This is a genomic window from Aureimonas sp. D3, assembly GCF_001463805.1.
Taxonomy (GTDB): domain Bacteria; phylum Pseudomonadota; class Alphaproteobacteria; order Rhizobiales; family Rhizobiaceae; genus Aureimonas; species Aureimonas ureilytica_A.
Map to the genome: position 1 here is coordinate 16,217 of NZ_BBWM01000060.1, position 13,675 is coordinate 29,891.

The 13,675-nt window shown below is 61.8% G+C and carries 22 protein-coding genes and 1 pseudogene; 18 read left to right on the top strand and 5 right to left on the bottom strand.

Annotation, left to right across the window (positions count from 1 at the left end; all coding sequences use genetic code 11):
• Position 1 precedes the first annotated feature (1 nt).
• The 5 genes from AUL36_RS23945 to AUL36_RS18730 form a co-directional block, all read right to left on the bottom strand.
• Positions 2–154: a hypothetical protein gene (locus tag AUL36_RS23945; protein WP_156418472.1), complete on the bottom strand. Its 153-nt coding sequence runs from the start codon at positions 152–154 to the stop codon at positions 2–4.
• A 5-nt stretch (positions 155–159) separates the two neighbouring features.
• On the bottom strand, positions 160–594 hold the full coding sequence (locus AUL36_RS18710) for a tellurite resistance TerB family protein (protein WP_062223167.1): 435 nt from the start codon (positions 592–594) through the stop codon (positions 160–162).
• A gap of 353 nt (positions 595–947) precedes the next feature.
• Positions 948–1,421 (bottom strand): hypothetical protein, encoded by a 474-nt coding sequence (locus AUL36_RS18720; RefSeq protein WP_062223171.1) that lies wholly within the window; start codon positions 1,419–1,421, stop codon positions 948–950.
• Positions 1,418–1,819, bottom strand: a complete 402-nt coding sequence (locus tag AUL36_RS18725; RefSeq protein WP_062223173.1) for a helix-turn-helix transcriptional regulator — start codon at positions 1,817–1,819, stop codon at positions 1,418–1,420. The genes AUL36_RS18720 and AUL36_RS18725 overlap by 4 nt, the downstream gene beginning before the upstream one ends.
• The gene (locus AUL36_RS18730) at positions 1,816–2,079 is read right to left on the bottom strand and encodes a carph-isopro domain-containing protein (protein ID WP_058602422.1); all 264 of its coding nucleotides are present in this window, start codon (positions 2,077–2,079) and stop codon (positions 1,816–1,818) included. Before AUL36_RS18730 ends, AUL36_RS18725 begins: the two co-directional genes overlap by 4 nt.
• Before the next feature lie 80 nt (positions 2,080–2,159).
• Between AUL36_RS18730 and AUL36_RS18735 the strand changes: the two genes are divergently transcribed.
• The 18 genes and pseudogenes from AUL36_RS18735 to AUL36_RS18820 all read left to right on the top strand — a co-directional run bounded on the left by AUL36_RS18735 (position 2,160) and on the right by AUL36_RS18820 (position 13,625).
• Positions 2,160–3,176, top strand: a complete 1,017-nt coding sequence (locus tag AUL36_RS18735) for a helix-turn-helix domain-containing protein (RefSeq protein WP_210168870.1) — start codon at positions 2,160–2,162, stop codon at positions 3,174–3,176.
• Between the two features lie 530 nt (positions 3,177–3,706).
• Positions 3,707–3,934 carry a hypothetical protein gene (locus AUL36_RS18740; RefSeq protein ID WP_058602424.1) on the top strand — a complete coding sequence of 76 codons (228 nt, stop codon included), beginning with the start codon at positions 3,707–3,709 and terminating at the stop codon, positions 3,932–3,934.
• On the top strand, positions 3,931–4,365 hold the full coding sequence (locus AUL36_RS24300) for a hypothetical protein (protein ID WP_062223177.1): 435 nt from the start codon (positions 3,931–3,933) through the stop codon (positions 4,363–4,365). The genes AUL36_RS18740 and AUL36_RS24300 overlap by 4 nt, the downstream gene beginning before the upstream one ends.
• Before the next feature lie 9 nt (positions 4,366–4,374).
• A complete protein-coding gene (locus tag AUL36_RS24305) occupies positions 4,375–4,608 on the top strand; it encodes a hypothetical protein (protein WP_192843863.1) in 234 nt (77 codons plus the stop codon).
• Between the two features lie 65 nt (positions 4,609–4,673).
• The gene (locus tag AUL36_RS24310; protein ID WP_244497173.1) at positions 4,674–5,105 is read left to right on the top strand and encodes a helix-turn-helix domain-containing protein; all 432 of its coding nucleotides are present in this window, start codon (positions 4,674–4,676) and stop codon (positions 5,103–5,105) included.
• Between the two features lie 32 nt (positions 5,106–5,137).
• Complete coding sequence (locus AUL36_RS18760; protein ID WP_062223183.1) at positions 5,138–5,944, top strand: hypothetical protein; 807 nt, start codon at positions 5,138–5,140, stop codon at positions 5,942–5,944.
• Positions 5,941–6,210, top strand: coding sequence for a hypothetical protein (locus AUL36_RS18765; RefSeq protein WP_062223185.1), 270 nt, complete (start codon positions 5,941–5,943; stop codon positions 6,208–6,210). Before AUL36_RS18760 ends, AUL36_RS18765 begins: the two co-directional genes overlap by 4 nt.
• A gap of 131 nt (positions 6,211–6,341) precedes the next feature.
• On the top strand, positions 6,342–7,049 hold the full coding sequence (locus tag AUL36_RS18770; RefSeq protein ID WP_062223187.1) for a hypothetical protein: 708 nt from the start codon (positions 6,342–6,344) through the stop codon (positions 7,047–7,049).
• Positions 7,049–7,834, top strand: coding sequence for a hypothetical protein (locus AUL36_RS18775; RefSeq protein ID WP_062223189.1), 786 nt, complete (start codon positions 7,049–7,051; stop codon positions 7,832–7,834). Before AUL36_RS18770 ends, AUL36_RS18775 begins: the two co-directional genes overlap by 1 nt.
• Complete coding sequence (locus AUL36_RS18780) at positions 7,834–8,352, top strand: twin-arginine translocation signal domain-containing protein (RefSeq protein ID WP_156418473.1); 519 nt, start codon at positions 7,834–7,836, stop codon at positions 8,350–8,352. The genes AUL36_RS18775 and AUL36_RS18780 overlap by 1 nt, the downstream gene beginning before the upstream one ends.
• A complete protein-coding gene (locus AUL36_RS18785) occupies positions 8,352–9,476 on the top strand; it encodes a phage Gp37/Gp68 family protein (protein ID WP_062223193.1) in 1,125 nt (374 codons plus the stop codon). Before AUL36_RS18780 ends, AUL36_RS18785 begins: the two co-directional genes overlap by 1 nt.
• Positions 9,473–9,784: a hypothetical protein gene (locus AUL36_RS18790; RefSeq protein WP_062223195.1), complete on the top strand. Its 312-nt coding sequence runs from the start codon at positions 9,473–9,475 to the stop codon at positions 9,782–9,784. Before AUL36_RS18785 ends, AUL36_RS18790 begins: the two co-directional genes overlap by 4 nt.
• Before the next feature lie 4 nt (positions 9,785–9,788).
• A complete protein-coding gene (locus AUL36_RS18795; protein WP_062223197.1) occupies positions 9,789–10,046 on the top strand; it encodes a DUF2312 domain-containing protein in 258 nt (85 codons plus the stop codon).
• A complete protein-coding gene (locus tag AUL36_RS18800; protein ID WP_062223199.1) occupies positions 10,043–10,429 on the top strand; it encodes a hypothetical protein in 387 nt (128 codons plus the stop codon). The genes AUL36_RS18795 and AUL36_RS18800 overlap by 4 nt, the downstream gene beginning before the upstream one ends.
• 205 nt (positions 10,430–10,634) lie before the next feature.
• Positions 10,635–11,267 carry a hypothetical protein gene (locus tag AUL36_RS18805; RefSeq protein ID WP_062223201.1) on the top strand — a complete coding sequence of 211 codons (633 nt, stop codon included), beginning with the start codon at positions 10,635–10,637 and terminating at the stop codon, positions 11,265–11,267.
• Positions 11,264–11,971 (top strand): hypothetical protein, encoded by a 708-nt coding sequence (locus tag AUL36_RS18810; RefSeq protein WP_062223203.1) that lies wholly within the window; start codon positions 11,264–11,266, stop codon positions 11,969–11,971. Before AUL36_RS18805 ends, AUL36_RS18810 begins: the two co-directional genes overlap by 4 nt.
• Before the next feature lie 71 nt (positions 11,972–12,042).
• Positions 12,043–12,811, top strand: a pseudogene (locus tag AUL36_RS18815) (IS5 family transposase).
• Between the two features lie 136 nt (positions 12,812–12,947).
• Positions 12,948–13,625, top strand: a complete 678-nt coding sequence (locus AUL36_RS18820; RefSeq protein ID WP_062223205.1) for an HAD family hydrolase — start codon at positions 12,948–12,950, stop codon at positions 13,623–13,625.
• Positions 13,626–13,675: the final 50 nt, after the last annotated feature.

Here is a 13,675-nt window from a genome sequence, read left to right on the forward strand (position 1 = left end):
GTCAGATGAGGCGGAGGGCGAGCCAGACGGCACCGAGCGCGAGCATCCCGAAGAGGAGGTCGAGCGCAGTCGGCAGCACGATCTGGAGGGCGAGGAGGACACAGGCGGCGATGAACGCCACCGCCCGCGCCTTGGCTTTGAGGAAAGCCAGCATCGTCGTCAGACGCCGGCCGGAAGCGGGATGCCGAGCGCCTTGGAAATCGTGGCGAGCACGGCGCGCTCTTTTTCGCCGATCGAACCATCCGCTTCGGCAACATCCACCGTGGCAAGAAGAACGAGTTCGGAAATTTCGGGATCGGCCGCGATCTGCTTGATTTCGGCCAGAAGGCCCGACTGACCGACCCGCCCGCCCTCGGCACGCTTGAGCATCGCCTCGGCCGTGCGCTCGATCTCGCTGGCGGGAAAGGCTTTCGAAAGATGGGGGTTCGCGCCAATGGCCCGCAGCGTTGCCGCGATCTCGACAGGTGAGATGTTACCGTCGGCGGAGGCCACCAGCGCGGCACCAGCACAGACCGCTTCGAGCGCGTCTTTTCGCCCTGAGAGCTTATGGACGCCGCCGGACAGCATGGATTTGAGGTTTGCCAGCAAGGACATGTCTTTCCTTTGGAGGGTGAGCGCCGGCCGAAGCGTGAGGCGCGGGAGTGACCCGGTTCGGACCGGGATGGGGTGCCGGGCCTGCTGGCGCCGCAGGCCCGGCGAGGCGACAGCCGCGAGGAGGAGCGCGGCCGTCGCTTAGGGGGGGCAGCTGCTGAGCCGACCTTTCTGGATTTGGCGAGCAACCCAACCAAAGCGACGCGGATCATGCTCGACGGCCCAGCGTGCGGCCTCGTCCACGATGTGCCGGACGATTTCCGCCGGCTCGTCGTTGAGCAAAAGTCGCCCGCGCCCGACCGGCACTGCCGGGTCATCGTCACGCGGCATCAGACGTGGCTTGCGATGACGCCCGCTCATGGCTGCGCCACCTTCGCTTTCAGTGTCGAAAGCTCGCGCTCCAGGTCGCGGATGGCTTCGCGCATTGCCGCGCGCTCTGCGCTGCAGATGTTGCCGTCCGCCAGTGCGTCGTCTGTGACCACGATCAGGTCGGAGACCTCGCGCGAGATGCGGCGCAGATCGTTGTCGCACACGTCGCCGACCGTGCCGGTGCCGTCTCGCACGAGGCGGTCCGTCATCCATTTGGAGACGATCCCCTGCCCCGCGGCGATTTCTAGGCGCACCACATGATGGATCGGCATGAACCGGGTCATGTCGCTGACGGTGCAGTAGCCGGAAATGCGAGATTCTGAGAGCGGTCGAACCTCGCCACGGTCATTGACAGTCGGTAGCAGCTGGCTCGCGGCACGCGTCCCACCCACCGCTGAAACGAGTTCGCCCTTCATCGTCTTGAGCGAGCGCAGGTCGAGATCCGAGAAGGCGCGAATCATTGGCCCGCCTCCGAGTTCGGGAAATCAGCGCAGGGCGAATTTCCGTGAACGCTGCGACCGCCTGCCACATCTTCCGAGAACGACGAGGTGAAGAGGCCACGATGAGGAACAATGGCGGACGAAGCAGAAGCATCGTCAGGCTGCGCGCCGGAAGTGTCAGAACTGACACCTTCGGCGCTCACGGCAAAGGTCGGCACGATATCGAGCGCGCGCATCCAGCGGATGCCGACTTCCAATGTCGGGCTCCCATCCGAATATTCCCAGCGCTTGAAGGTGCGCAGGCTCACGCCCAGGCGGTGCGCCATGTCGGCTTGCGTCAAACCCTTGGCCGCGCGCTGGCTTCTGACCAGCGCGAAAAGGCCGGCGCTGATCATGGTGGCGGAGAGGGGCGCGGTCATGCGGCGGCCGAGCCTTCGACCGCAAGAAAATCAGAAAGGGCAATCTCAAGCCCTTGCCGCTCCCCGGCCTCTTGGATGCCGATCCAGTGATCCTGCGGAATACGGCCGCGGTCCCTCCAACTCTGCACTGTGGTCACAGGCCGGGGCGATCCGTCAGGCATCGGGTAGGCACGTGCCATCCCCGATAGGCCACCAAACTTTTGGATGATGATCTCAGCCGGGTTCCGCGATGCTCGGTCGGCCGTGGCGATATCAGACATCGATCGCACCTCTTACGCACATTGGGTGAGGATATACGCATCATGCGTAAATGGTCAACAGCGATCAACGTGGAATGCGTATGGACTTTACGCGTATCTACGCCTCTATGAGCAAGAAGCCGGATGAGACGAAGGACGAACGGCGCGAGCGCCTCGCTGCGCAATTCAACAAGATTCGCGACAAGACCGGCCTATCTATGGACGAATTCGCGAAACTCTTGGGGTACGCACGCGCGTCCAGCATCCAGCGATACGGAAACCCGGCGCTTCACAGCGGCCAGTATCTAAGCGGCCCGCTCATGGAGCGAATGCTGGCCAAACTGCCAGGTCAGTTCGGGATCACCGAGCAGGAGGTCAGGGCTCTGGGAGGGCCGATTATGGCGCCCGTCGTGTCGGCGCCTGTATTGTCAGCCCCGGTGCAGGATGGACGGCTAGCTCAAGCCATGCGCCAAGCGCGCAGGCAACGAAGCTATACGATCCGGTATGTCGCCGATGCTCTCGGGGAAACGATCGAAGAAGTTGACGCCTGGGAACGCAGCGCTTTGACGCCTACGAGCGACCAACTGGAAGAGTTGGCGGCTCTGCTGGCCGTGGATTCCGAAGCCCTGCGGCAGGGGATCGTTGACCCGCTCGACCTTGAAAAATTGGCCGATGCGACTTTCGTCTCGGACAAACTACCGCTACCCAATGGGCCCCGCGATGTGGAAAAGCTCGGCGTGGTGGCCGCCGGAATAGATGGCGACTTCGCATTCAATGGAGCCGTTTCTGAATACATTATGCGCCCCCGGGGCTTGTACCAGAGACCCGGCGTGTTCGCCCTCGAAGTCATCAGCGATAGTATGTATCCAGCATACCGTAAGGGCGACATCGTCTTCTGCGACCGGACTGAGCCCAGCGTAGGAGATGACGTCATCATTGAGACGTTCCCCGAAGCCGACGGAAGCGCAGGAAAAGCATTCCTGAAGCGCTTGAAGCGACGCAGTAAATCCACGCTTACGGTCGAACAATTCAATCCGCCAGAAGACCTCACGTTCGATCCATATGAGATCAAGCACCTTTGGCGCGTCGTGCCGAACCGCGAGCTTCACGGCTATTGATCAGATAGGCCTCTGCCCTGAGCCTATGGGCTTCGCTGATGAATACCACCTGTACGGAAACTCGACGTCCAGGTAGCCCCTCGTCACGGCAGCCAGCACACGTGAGCCTGGCGCAAAGTTGCGAGAGCGGCACGTCATCACTGACGCCATAGCGCCATAGCTCATCCCTGCGACGCATGCGGGTGCGACCGCAGTCGGCACATTCGATCGTCAATGACGATACTTGGCCCAAAAGCGCCTCCCGACCGGGAAAGCTCATCTCATTTCCTCCAAATGTTCACCATTCGTTCTCATTAGCTATCAAACAATGGCGGGAGTCGAGTGTGCCATTTCCTCGCCTGTGGATTGCGGGAATAACCGCGTAGGGTGAGAGCAGCTTTCGCCTGCCTGCTGGCCGAGATCATTCCTCCCGCGATCGGCTTACGCATATTCATACGCATCATGCGTTGACTTTACGCATCGTGCGTATATCCTCGTCTCCAGTTCGCTAGCCAAGCGCTACCGAAGCCCCCTCATGTCGGAGACGAGACATGGCATCCAAAAAGCTCGGCAATCGGCCTGATCAGCACGACAGGCGCAACCTTAAAATCGGCGATCTCACAAGGTATTTTGCTGCCTGGGCGATGCTTGCAATTTGCATGTCCACCCTTGGCTACAAGGCTATTGGCCGCTGCATCGAGGCGCAGGCCGCTCAGGTTCTGGACCGGCAGGAGAACTTCCGCTCGTTCCGCACCGCTTCCTCGGAGGCCGGCCGATGAGCAGGCGCCAGAAAACCAAGCGCTACGACTGGAGCGACTTCAACTTCGACCAGTCCGCGCCGGACTTCGAACCCGTCCGCCGCGTCGATCTCGAAGACAGCGAGACGCCGGCCGACGTTCTGGCCCAGACCCGCACCCCGGCGGGCTTCGTGGACCGGGAGCGCGACGCGCAGCTGCTGCCGACAACCCGCGCCTATGACGGCACCCCCACCTATCTGGCCGACAGGAACACGCACGCCGCCCAGGTGGTCGATGGCGTCAAAGCCTCATGCTCCATGCCCCGCATCGCAGTGCGCGGCGGCGTCGCGTTCAGCCTGCGCCTGAACGGGGTCGAGTTCCTTCGCTCCAAAACCATGTCGGACGAAGAGGCCGATCAGAGCGAGCCGGGCTTTCGCGCCGCTCTTTACGCCCTCGCCGCCGGGCACGGCTGAGGCATCGCTATGGCTCGGGCGCTCCGCGAAAACCGTCCTTTGTTCGTGCCGAAGGGCGACGAGCATCTGACGCTGGCCGATTGCGCCCGCGCCAAACGCAACTGCGCCTTGCTGATCAAGGCCCACGGCAAGGTGCCGATCCTCTTGGAGTTCTGGGAGGACATCAAGCTGTTCGAGAAGCAGCTCATGAACAACGACAATCTCGATCTCGAACTCGAGATGGTTTTGCGGGGCGCGGCCTAAAGCCGGGCCGCCCGCCCCGATTCGCCGCGCTGGTTCCGCGCCGCACCGTTTCCCTCGTCTTGAAAGTGACCACCATGCCCAACACTCGCGATCCCATCGATATCGCTCTCGGTGCGCGCCTGCGCGCCATGCGCACCGCGCGCCGCATGAGCCTGCAGGAGCTCGGCCGCCAGATCGACGTGACCTACCAGCAGATCCAGAAATACGAGACCGGCGCGAACCGCATCGCGACCGCAACGCTTTATCGCATCGCCAAGGCGTTCCATTGCGAGCCGGCCGACCTGCTGGTCCCGATGCCGGATCAGGAGGGCGCTGAAACAATTCCCGCGCTCTCGGCTAGCCGACTTGGACTGCAGGATGCGCCGTTGCCCACCCTGCAGGACCTGCCTGCGCATGTGCGCGCGCCCATGTCGGCGCTCCTCGACGCCCTCGGCGCGAGCTACGCGCGCCCGCGCCCCGCTGCGCCGACCGCTGCCTCAGGGCCGCTTGCGCACTGAGCGGTCCCAACCCGGAAAAAGGCAGAATAACCATGGCGAGCCCTGACGAAGACGTGCCGTTCTGCACCTTCATCGACAGCCGGATCATTCACGCATTCGGGCCGATCCTTCGATCCGCCGCACAGGACTTCCTCCGCTTTTGGGACGGCGGCCTGTTTCTCTATCCGCATCAGGATGGCGTCCTGTGCATTGCCACTGACGGCCGCGCCATGATGATGATGCTGGACCGTGAGGCGCGCGTCGACGTTCCGCGCAACCTTCATCTGCCCGAAGAACTCATCGCCGCCTGCGCACCGCCCAAGCCGTTCGTGGCGCATTACCCGGGCTGGCAGGAGGAAAAACCCCTGCCGGAATGGATGCAGCCAGGCAGCGTCATGCTCTTCAGGAGCGGGGTCAGCCTGTTCGCAAGGATGCACCATCCAGCCGACGTGGCCGATTACGACGATCTTCACACGCTCTTTTCGCGGTCGGCAGCCTTCAAGTCGCATCGGATGCTCGGACGGGACTACTGGCACGCCAAACCGCGCCTTGATCCGCTCCGCGCGCTTGCCAGCGCACCCGATCCTGAGATGGGGGCAGACCTCGACCCGAACCGCGTTGCTATGTTCGGGGCGGCAATGGACGTTTTTAACCCGCCGGCCGTGACATGGACGCCGGGTGGCCCAGGCGGCGCGGTCGTCTTCCTGATGGACGGCGTGCCGGATTTTATCGGCTTCCTAATGCCGCTTAAAGTGGCGAAGCGCCCCACTTGGCCGGCCTTTGCCTGCGATCTCGTCGCCTCCTATGCGGCCGCAGCGGTCGAAGAGCGCCGAACGGAAGTCGCGGAGGGCCGGCCGTGACCAGCCTTTCCGACCAGGTGGCGCGCGGCGTCTCCGCTGCCATGGCGCGCCGCGCGGTCGCGACCGAACAGAAGATCGAGGCAAGGCTCGCCCGCGAGCAGGCCGACATCCGCTCCGCGATCGAGACGAAAAGCTCGGTGGACGGCAAGGCCTCCGCGCCACGCCTCCGCTTGCAGGCCGAAGCGCGGGCGTTCGGTCAAGCGGCGCTGGCCGCCGCTGAGATCGCCCTCGAAATCGCGGCCGAGGATGCGAGGGTCGCGCGATGAGCGTGCGCATTCGCCCTGGCCTCGGACCTATCCTGCAGACGGCCGTCGCCTGCGCCCTGAGCGGCGCGCTCATCGGCATTCCGGTCGGCTTCGGCCTCGCCCTCCTTGTCCTCTGATACCGAAAGCTTCCCATGTCGAACGCGCCTGAAACCCTCGTTGATTTCATCGTCGCCGAAGTGGCCCGCCAGAGCAGCGAAGAAAACATCCGCAAGATCGTCGAAGTGAACGTTGAGAAGACGGTCGCTCGGGCTGTTGAGTCGGCGTTCGCCAGCTACGGCCATATCGGCAAGCAGATCGAGAAGGCTGTCGCGACCTCCCTCGAACTTCGCGAGCCGCTCGACGTGCCCGCCTACGGCACGATGGTCATGGCTGTCCTCCGTCAGAAGATGGACGAGATCCTGACCCCGCTCGTGAACGAGCGGCTGGGGAAAGAGATGGAGGAAATCCTCGCGGTCGCACCGGCCGAAACCGATCTGTCCAAGATCGTCGAAGCGATGAAAGCGGAGGAGGATGAGAGTGAGCGTTGGGGAACCCACGCGACCGTCATCGTGGAAGAAAGCCAAAGCGTCTCCGGCTACAAGAGCGTCTATCTTGACCCGGGATCGCTTGAGAAACGCTATCGCGGCGACACCGATAAGTATTCGGCCGCCGCGCGTTTTTCGGTCAATTCGGACGGTGTGATCTACGCCTTGCATATTGATCAGAAGGACGCCAAGACGACGGTCAGAATGGGCTATCTACCGAAATGGCAGAAGATGCTTTTCGCGGCCTATGCCTGTGGCGCGAAAATCATCGTCGGTAGCGAGAACGATCACGACACTGGCTACGGCGACTTCTGATGGCCGATCGCCCGATCCTCTTTTCAGGACCGATGATCCAGGCGCTTCTCGACGGCCGAAAGACCCAGACGCGGCGGGTGCTACGCATTCCAAAGGGGTTCACTGTCGAGAACTTAGCTGAGAGCAATCCCGGATATTATTCGGGCATGCCTGGGGACGCGAGCAGTTGGGGCGATAATTTTGCCGACGACGGCGGGCCGATGTCCCTATGGGAACTCGCCAGTTTGAGCTTCGCAGCAGGCGACCGCCTTTGGGTGCGCGAGACGTGGTCGCACACCGGAGATGGTGTGTTCGAAATTCATCAGGCTCGCATTGCGCCGACCGGTCGCGTGATTTATGCGGCCACGCCCGCGCCAGACGCCCCGCACGCGAAGTACTGGCCGTCGATCCACATGCCACGCGAATTCTCCCGGTTGACGCTCACGGTGTCAGATGTGCGGGTCGAGCGGCTCGGAGATATCAGCGAAGCAGATGCGATTGCTGAAGGCGCGACGTGCCGTCTCGAATGTTCTGGATGCATGGGACGCTATCCAGGCTGGTCGATGGACTGGTCGGCCGTCGACAAACCATCTCGGTTTGCGCGGAACGGCGGAGTGCTGTCCGAGTGCGACATCTCTCATGGCACCCCCGTCGCCGCCTTCGCAGGGTTCATCAACGAACTTCACGATCCCCGTTGGAATTTGAAAGGCGACGGAATCTTCGGCCAAAACCCCTGGGTGGTCGCCCTCACCTTCACCGTCGCGAAAGCGAATATCGACGCCCTTCCAAAGAGTGAGGCTGCGTGATGATCAACCGTAGATCACTCCTGCGCGGGATGGCGGCCGTCGCGGCGGCACCTCTCCTTCCGCCGATCGCCGCTCCCGCCATCGCTGGCAGCGCCAGCATAGTCTCATCGGCAGAGCCCCTGCTTTCCTATGCGGTTGGGATCGCTGACGAGTGGAACTGGCTGCCGATAAAAGCGCGCAGCCCGGAGCACGCGATCGAGCTTTGGCTGAGCGAGCGCGGCATTCCATCGATCTGCGAGGCCATCGAGGATGGCGAGGCGACCGAGCCTTGCGGCGACTGCGAGTTTTGCAACGCTCAGGACCCGGATGTGGTCCGCCACAAGGAATGGGACGGTCACGCTGTTCCGATCGGCAGCCGCTTGTGGTGCGAAAGCGGTCTCGGGAGCATCTGCGTTCGCTGCCAGGACGAAGCTTGGCTTCAGGAGGGCGGCTTTTTCGACCCCAGCGGCAAACTCGTCTGTGCCCCATGCGAAACGCCGGCCGAATTTGCCGCGCGCAACAGCGGAGGCGATGCCTGATGGCCGACGGCACCCCGATCGAATGGACCGACGCGACTTGGAACCCCATCACCGGCTGTTCCGTGGTCTCGCCCGGCTGCACGAACTGCTACGCGATGAAGCTGGCAGGCTCCCGCCTGCGAAACGAGCCCTCGCGCGCCGGCCTGACGCGCCAGACGAAGGGCGGCGCGGTCTGGACCGGCGAGGTTCGGTTCAACGAACGGACGCTCGACCAGCCGCTGCACTGGCGCCGGCCGCGCATGATCTTCGTCTGCGCCCACGCCGATCTGTTCCACGAGAACGTGCCGGACGAATGGATCGATCGCATCTTTGCGGTCATGGCCCTCGCCCCACAGCATCAGTTCCAGGTGCTGACGAAACGGCCGGAGCGGATGCGCGCCTACCTGACAGCGGACGACGGTTTCGGACCGTGGGGTCGGGTAGAGCACCGCGCGCGCCAGTTGGCGTCCGTGCCGATCGGGAAGACGCTGGCCCATTTGGGTGGCGGTTCGCTGCCAAATGTCTGGCTCGGCGTCTCTGTCGAGGACCAGCTGCGCGCCGACACGCGAGTGCCGATCCTTCTCGAAACTCCGGCCGCCGTGCGCTGGGTCAGCGCGGAGCCTCTACTAGGACCGATCGATTTCACGATGATCCCGACGGGCGACATGCTCGGCGAGCATATTCTCTGCATGGATGCGTTGCTTGGCCCTCCCGATCTCGAGGCTGGAGCGCGTCTCGACTGGGTTGTGGTGGGCGGTGAGAGCGGAAAAGGTGCGCGGCCGATGCACCCAGAATGGGTTCGGTCGATCCGCGATCAGTGCAGCGAGGCGGGCGCGCCGTTCCTCTTCAAACAGTGGGGCGAATGGGGATCACGGTTTGAAAAATCAAGCTCGGGCGAGATGGTCTTCAGAACTTTCGACACGTTCCAGACATGGGTGAATAAGGCCCAGACATGGGTTGCCGGGGGCATCTGCCTCGATCGCATGGGGCAGGAACTCCGAATTGGGGCAGATTTCATGCGGGCTCGCGACGAGGGGCGGTTCCCGGTCACGGTTATGCACAGCATCGGCAAGAAACGAGCCGGCCGCCTTCTCGACGGCGAACTGCACGACGGCTTCCCCTCGTTGGAGGTGCCGTTCGGATGAGGCTCCCTCGCGGTCCGCGCGGCGAGATCCTGCCGCCTCCAACCTACACAGCCGCGCGCCAGGCCAAAGCCACGGCCGACAGCCGCGCAGAGCAGGACGCCCGTAAGGCTCTCCGCGCTGCGCTGACCCGGTACCGTAACAAGCGCGGCACGGATGAGCTCATCAGCGCGCTGAAGATCGAGCTGGAAGCTTTGGGCGAGCAACCCAAGCTGCTGCACAGCTTGGCCCCGACGTTCGACGCCAAGGGGCAGTCATCCATTCTCAACATCGCGCCTGTGGCTTCACCCGGCGCCAAGCAAGCGAGTTAGCCGCATGTCGAACGCCACGGATGAGGTCGCGCAGGATCAGTTGCGCTCCTTCGTCGAACGGATCGAGCGGCTCGAGGAAGAGAAGAAGACGATCGCCGACGACATCAAGGACGTCTACGCCGAGGCCAAGGGCAACGGCTTCGACACGAAGGTGCTTCGGAAGGTCATCTCGCTTCGCAAACAGGACGCACAGGAGCGGCAGGAGCAGGAGGCCATCATGGACCTCTATCTGCAGGCGCTCGGCATGGAGGCCAGCCTATGAGTGCTCACACCTCGTTTCAGAACCGCGTCGCCGCATGGACGGAGGAATGCTTCGGCCGAGAGATTTCGTCCGATAAGGTCGAGCGGAACGATCGCTTCATCGAAGAGGCGCTCGAGTTCGCGCAAAGCACCGGCTACACCGCCGATCGCGCCCATGCCCTTGTGCAATACGTGTTCGGCCGGCCCGCGGGAGACCCCGGCCAGGAAGTCGGCGGCGTGATGGTCACGCTGGCCGCTGCCTGCAACGCCCACGGTCTCGACATTGAGGTCGAGGCGTGCCGCGAGATCGATCGGATCACGACGCCGGAGATGGTGGAGAAAATTCGCGCGAAGCAAGGGGCCAAACCAACCGGCTCTGCGCTACCGATCGCTATGGGTCTGTAAGGCGGACCCAGCACGGGTGCGCCGGCCGGCATGCATTATGTGCGCTTGCAGTTGTACCGCTTCACGGTCGCTGAGGCTGCCGCACAGGTCAAGGTCATCGCGGCCGCTGCGCGGTTGGCGAGGACGATGCCTCATAGACAGAAATTACCTTTGGGTTGAAAGGTCACCTTGCTAGATTGAAGATCAATGCGGCGAGGGGGCAGTTTTGGGGGCTGATTTCTGGACTATCGCGAGTGCGGTCGGCTCTGTGGGCAGCGCCGTTGGTACGATCGGTGCTGCAATTTTAGCCGGGCGTCTCGCTTGGCTTTCCGCGTATGGGGCGAAACCTTGGATCAGCGAACTTATCCTCGGCCGCCGAGCGCTCAATCCAGAAAAAACGGAGTTCGCAAAGGAGCTAGGTCTCTCCATCACCAATCGACAGAAGGTCCCGGTGACGGTGTATCGGATCGTCGTTTGCGTGCCAGGAGATGTTTTCACTGGCAAGCCATACAGCGGAACTTTCATTATCAATGACTCAAAACCGGAAGAGTTAAGGATGCAAGCATGCGAGTTTTCCGGCGATACTGTGAGATTTCTGTTCAAAGAAGAAATCAGACCCGGTCAAACCGGACGCATTCACTTCCTCGCCCCCCTCTCTGGGGCAGGAGATGCGATGCAAAACGCTCGCTTCATGGCCTACATGCAGCGTGACGAACCGTACCTATCCTCATTCTGGATCACTCGGATTGTGGACGTTCGGAAGCTGAACAGTCGTTTCCGGAAACGCCCGCCGTGGTCCTTGCGTTGGTTTGTGAACCAACATCAAGACCGTCTCATGCCGCCGACGAATTTCCCATGACAAAAAAGCAGGGCCCGGTAGATAGCTCGCAAGAGCCGACGAGCGCGCTCCCGAGCGATCCGCTTGAAACGTTCAAGCTGTTCATCGGCAACACCGCAGAAGAGGTAGAACGGCATCTCAGCGTTCCGGCCGGCTCGATTGCAGGCATTGTCGAAGACGAGGACAATTTGTTCCTCATCAAACTCATCGCCGTCATCGAACCTGTCATCAACGACCTGATCCGGTTCGGCTTCCTACAACCAAATGGCGGGCTCGGTGGGCGTGACCGAGGCCCCGAACTGGAACCTACCTTCCGGGAGTTGGACCACCTCCCGCTAATGGGTCGACCCGGTCGCCTTCAAATTGCGTGCAAATTGAACGTCATAACTTCCGACGAACTGCAGTTCGTGCAGGCACTAGCGGCATTGCGGAACAGCTACGCGCACAACATCTCGTCCATGAGCCAGCCGATATTGGACGTCTTCCGAAGACATAGAGCCGGGAACAAAAAACTTCTCAGCGTTCTCACATTGAATACCGTTTTCACCGACGACGTTGATTCAAGCGGTGAACTCCGCTTTCTCTTGCTCGCCATATGGGCGGCGGTCTTGTCTGGCTGGATGGGCCGCCTGCACCGACCGCCGCAAAACATTTTTGATGCCCTATTGGGACTTTCGAAGCACAAGCCCAGCGGCACAAACATGGACGAGAGACCGGCAGGCTAGAAGGCTAGGGCCTGTTAGCATCTGAAGCCGACTCTATGTCTCTGGCTTTTCCGATGAGGAGAAGTGCGCAGATGCTAAGCGACGAGCAATGGTCTGATTTGGAACCACTGATCGAGGCGTGCCGCCCGCATGCGAAGGTTCCGAGCCCGCACCTTCGCCGGACCGTCGAGGCCATTCTCTGGCGTCCCAGAACGGAGCCAAGTGGCGTGCTCTGCCGGCCGAGTTCGGCCCCTGGTGGATGGCGGCGCAGACCTTCATCCGCTGGGCGCGGCTCGGCGTCTGGGAGAGGCTGCTGGCGCTGGTCCAGGAGCGCGGCGTTACGTTCGGCATGGTGTTCCTGGACGGGACGAACATCCGCGCCCATCAGAAGGCAGCAGGTGCCAGCCGAAAGGGGGATCTGCAAAAGAGCGAGACGGCCGTGAAGCGCTTGGCCGATCTCGTGGCGGCTACGTCACCAAGGCCTGCGTGATGGCCAACGGCACCGGGCGCGCCATCGCCTTCCGCTTGGCACCCGGACAAGCACACGAACTACCGCACGCCGTTCCGCTCTTGGCCCATCTGCTGGGCATCCCGAAGTGGGTCGTGGCCGACCGCGGCTACACCAGTCATGCGTTCCGCCAGCACATCTGGGACATCGGCACTCGGCCCGCCATCCCGCCGCTTCGCCACGAAGCGCCAGTTGCCTGCCCGGACTGAATCTACAACAACCGCAACCGGGTCGAACGCCTTTGGGCCCGGCTCAAGGAGTGGCGCGCCATCGCCACCCGATACGAAAAAACCGCCGCCAGCTTCCTCGGTGTCCTCTGTCTCGCCGCCGCGCTCGATTGCATCAGGCGCTAACAGGCCCTAGGGGCTTATCGCAGAATTCAAAAGCTCAGGGGAGACCTCATCTTTGTAGGGAGCTCTGCCGGGTTCGCGCTGCTGATTTCCCTACTTATACCACCACCATAGTTGTTAGAGGAATAATGGTAGGCGAATGCATAAGACTCCTATGTTTAAATGTATCATCTTTGATCTTGACGGAACTCTCGTAGACAGCGAGACGCTGAATGCACGCGCGCTTTCTGAGCTGATGGGTCCCCTGGATCTTAGTAGTGAAGCTATCAGAGATGCATATCGTGGATGGAAGCTAAGCGACGTGATCAACCACCTCGCGAAGACCTACAAAATTAACGTTCCGGACGAATTCGTCGCGTCCTACAGGAGCCGCGTTCAAGAGCTATATCGCACAGAATTGAGAGCGTTCGATGGCGTCAGCGAGGCGCTGCAAGCTGTCAATTTGCCAGTTTGCGTTGCCTCAAACGCTCCAATGCAAAAAATTAACATCGCCTTGGAGATTGCCGGTCTGAGCCGATTCTTCGCTCGGAAGCTTTTCAGTGCTTACGATATAGGAGCATGGAAACCGGATCCCGATTTATTCATTGCGACCGCCGTCGCTATGGACGTCCAGCCACATGAATGCCTTGTTGTGGAGGACAGCGCCCTGGGCTTGCAAGCTGCAACGGCAGCCGGCATGACCTGTCTCCAATTTCAACCCGAGCCCGGCGCGATTGTGGAAAACACACCCTTCTTCCGGAACTACTCGGAATTCCATCTTGCACTTGAGGCGTTGTGCAATCAAGTACGCGCCCGTTCCCAACCAAGAGTGAGCTAGGGCCTGTTAGCGTCTGAAGCGGACTCTATGTCTCTGGCTTTTGTTGTTGC

What these genes read in the sequence shown, in the direction of transcription:
- AUL36_RS18770 (WP_062223187.1), top strand. Translation starts at nt 6,342, where the DNA reads ATGTCGAACGCGCCTGAAACCCTCGTTGATTTCATCGTCGCCGAAGTG.
- AUL36_RS18780 (WP_156418473.1), top strand. Translation starts at nt 7,834, where the DNA reads ATGATCAACCGTAGATCACTCCTGCGCGGGATGGCGGCCGTCGCGGCG.
- AUL36_RS18795 (WP_062223197.1), top strand. Translation starts at nt 9,789, where the DNA reads ATGTCGAACGCCACGGATGAGGTCGCGCAGGATCAGTTGCGCTCCTTC.
- AUL36_RS18730 (WP_058602422.1), bottom strand. Translation starts at nt 2,079, where the DNA reads ATGTCTGATATCGCCACGGCCGACCGAGCATCGCGGAACCCGGCTGAG.
- AUL36_RS18740 (WP_058602424.1), top strand. Translation starts at nt 3,707, where the DNA reads ATGGCATCCAAAAAGCTCGGCAATCGGCCTGATCAGCACGACAGGCGC.
- AUL36_RS24300 (WP_062223177.1), top strand. Translation starts at nt 3,931, where the DNA reads ATGAGCAGGCGCCAGAAAACCAAGCGCTACGACTGGAGCGACTTCAAC.
- AUL36_RS18710 (WP_062223167.1), bottom strand. Translation starts at nt 594, where the DNA reads ATGTCCTTGCTGGCAAACCTCAAATCCATGCTGTCCGGCGGCGTCCAT.
- AUL36_RS18735 (WP_210168870.1), top strand. Translation starts at nt 2,160, where the DNA reads ATGGACTTTACGCGTATCTACGCCTCTATGAGCAAGAAGCCGGATGAG.
- AUL36_RS23945 (WP_156418472.1), bottom strand. Translation starts at nt 154, where the DNA reads ATGCTGGCTTTCCTCAAAGCCAAGGCGCGGGCGGTGGCGTTCATCGCC.
- AUL36_RS18775 (WP_062223189.1), top strand. Translation starts at nt 7,049, where the DNA reads ATGGCCGATCGCCCGATCCTCTTTTCAGGACCGATGATCCAGGCGCTT.
- AUL36_RS18820 (WP_062223205.1), top strand. Translation starts at nt 12,948, where the DNA reads ATGCATAAGACTCCTATGTTTAAATGTATCATCTTTGATCTTGACGGA.
- AUL36_RS24305 (WP_192843863.1), top strand. Translation starts at nt 4,375, where the DNA reads ATGGCTCGGGCGCTCCGCGAAAACCGTCCTTTGTTCGTGCCGAAGGGC.
- AUL36_RS18790 (WP_062223195.1), top strand. Translation starts at nt 9,473, where the DNA reads ATGAGGCTCCCTCGCGGTCCGCGCGGCGAGATCCTGCCGCCTCCAACC.
- AUL36_RS18725 (WP_062223173.1), bottom strand. Translation starts at nt 1,819, where the DNA reads ATGACCGCGCCCCTCTCCGCCACCATGATCAGCGCCGGCCTTTTCGCG.
- AUL36_RS18785 (WP_062223193.1), top strand. Translation starts at nt 8,352, where the DNA reads ATGGCCGACGGCACCCCGATCGAATGGACCGACGCGACTTGGAACCCC.
- AUL36_RS18810 (WP_062223203.1), top strand. Translation starts at nt 11,264, where the DNA reads ATGACAAAAAAGCAGGGCCCGGTAGATAGCTCGCAAGAGCCGACGAGC.
- AUL36_RS18760 (WP_062223183.1), top strand. Translation starts at nt 5,138, where the DNA reads ATGGCGAGCCCTGACGAAGACGTGCCGTTCTGCACCTTCATCGACAGC.
- AUL36_RS18720 (WP_062223171.1), bottom strand. Translation starts at nt 1,421, where the DNA reads ATGATTCGCGCCTTCTCGGATCTCGACCTGCGCTCGCTCAAGACGATG.
- AUL36_RS18800 (WP_062223199.1), top strand. Translation starts at nt 10,043, where the DNA reads ATGAGTGCTCACACCTCGTTTCAGAACCGCGTCGCCGCATGGACGGAG.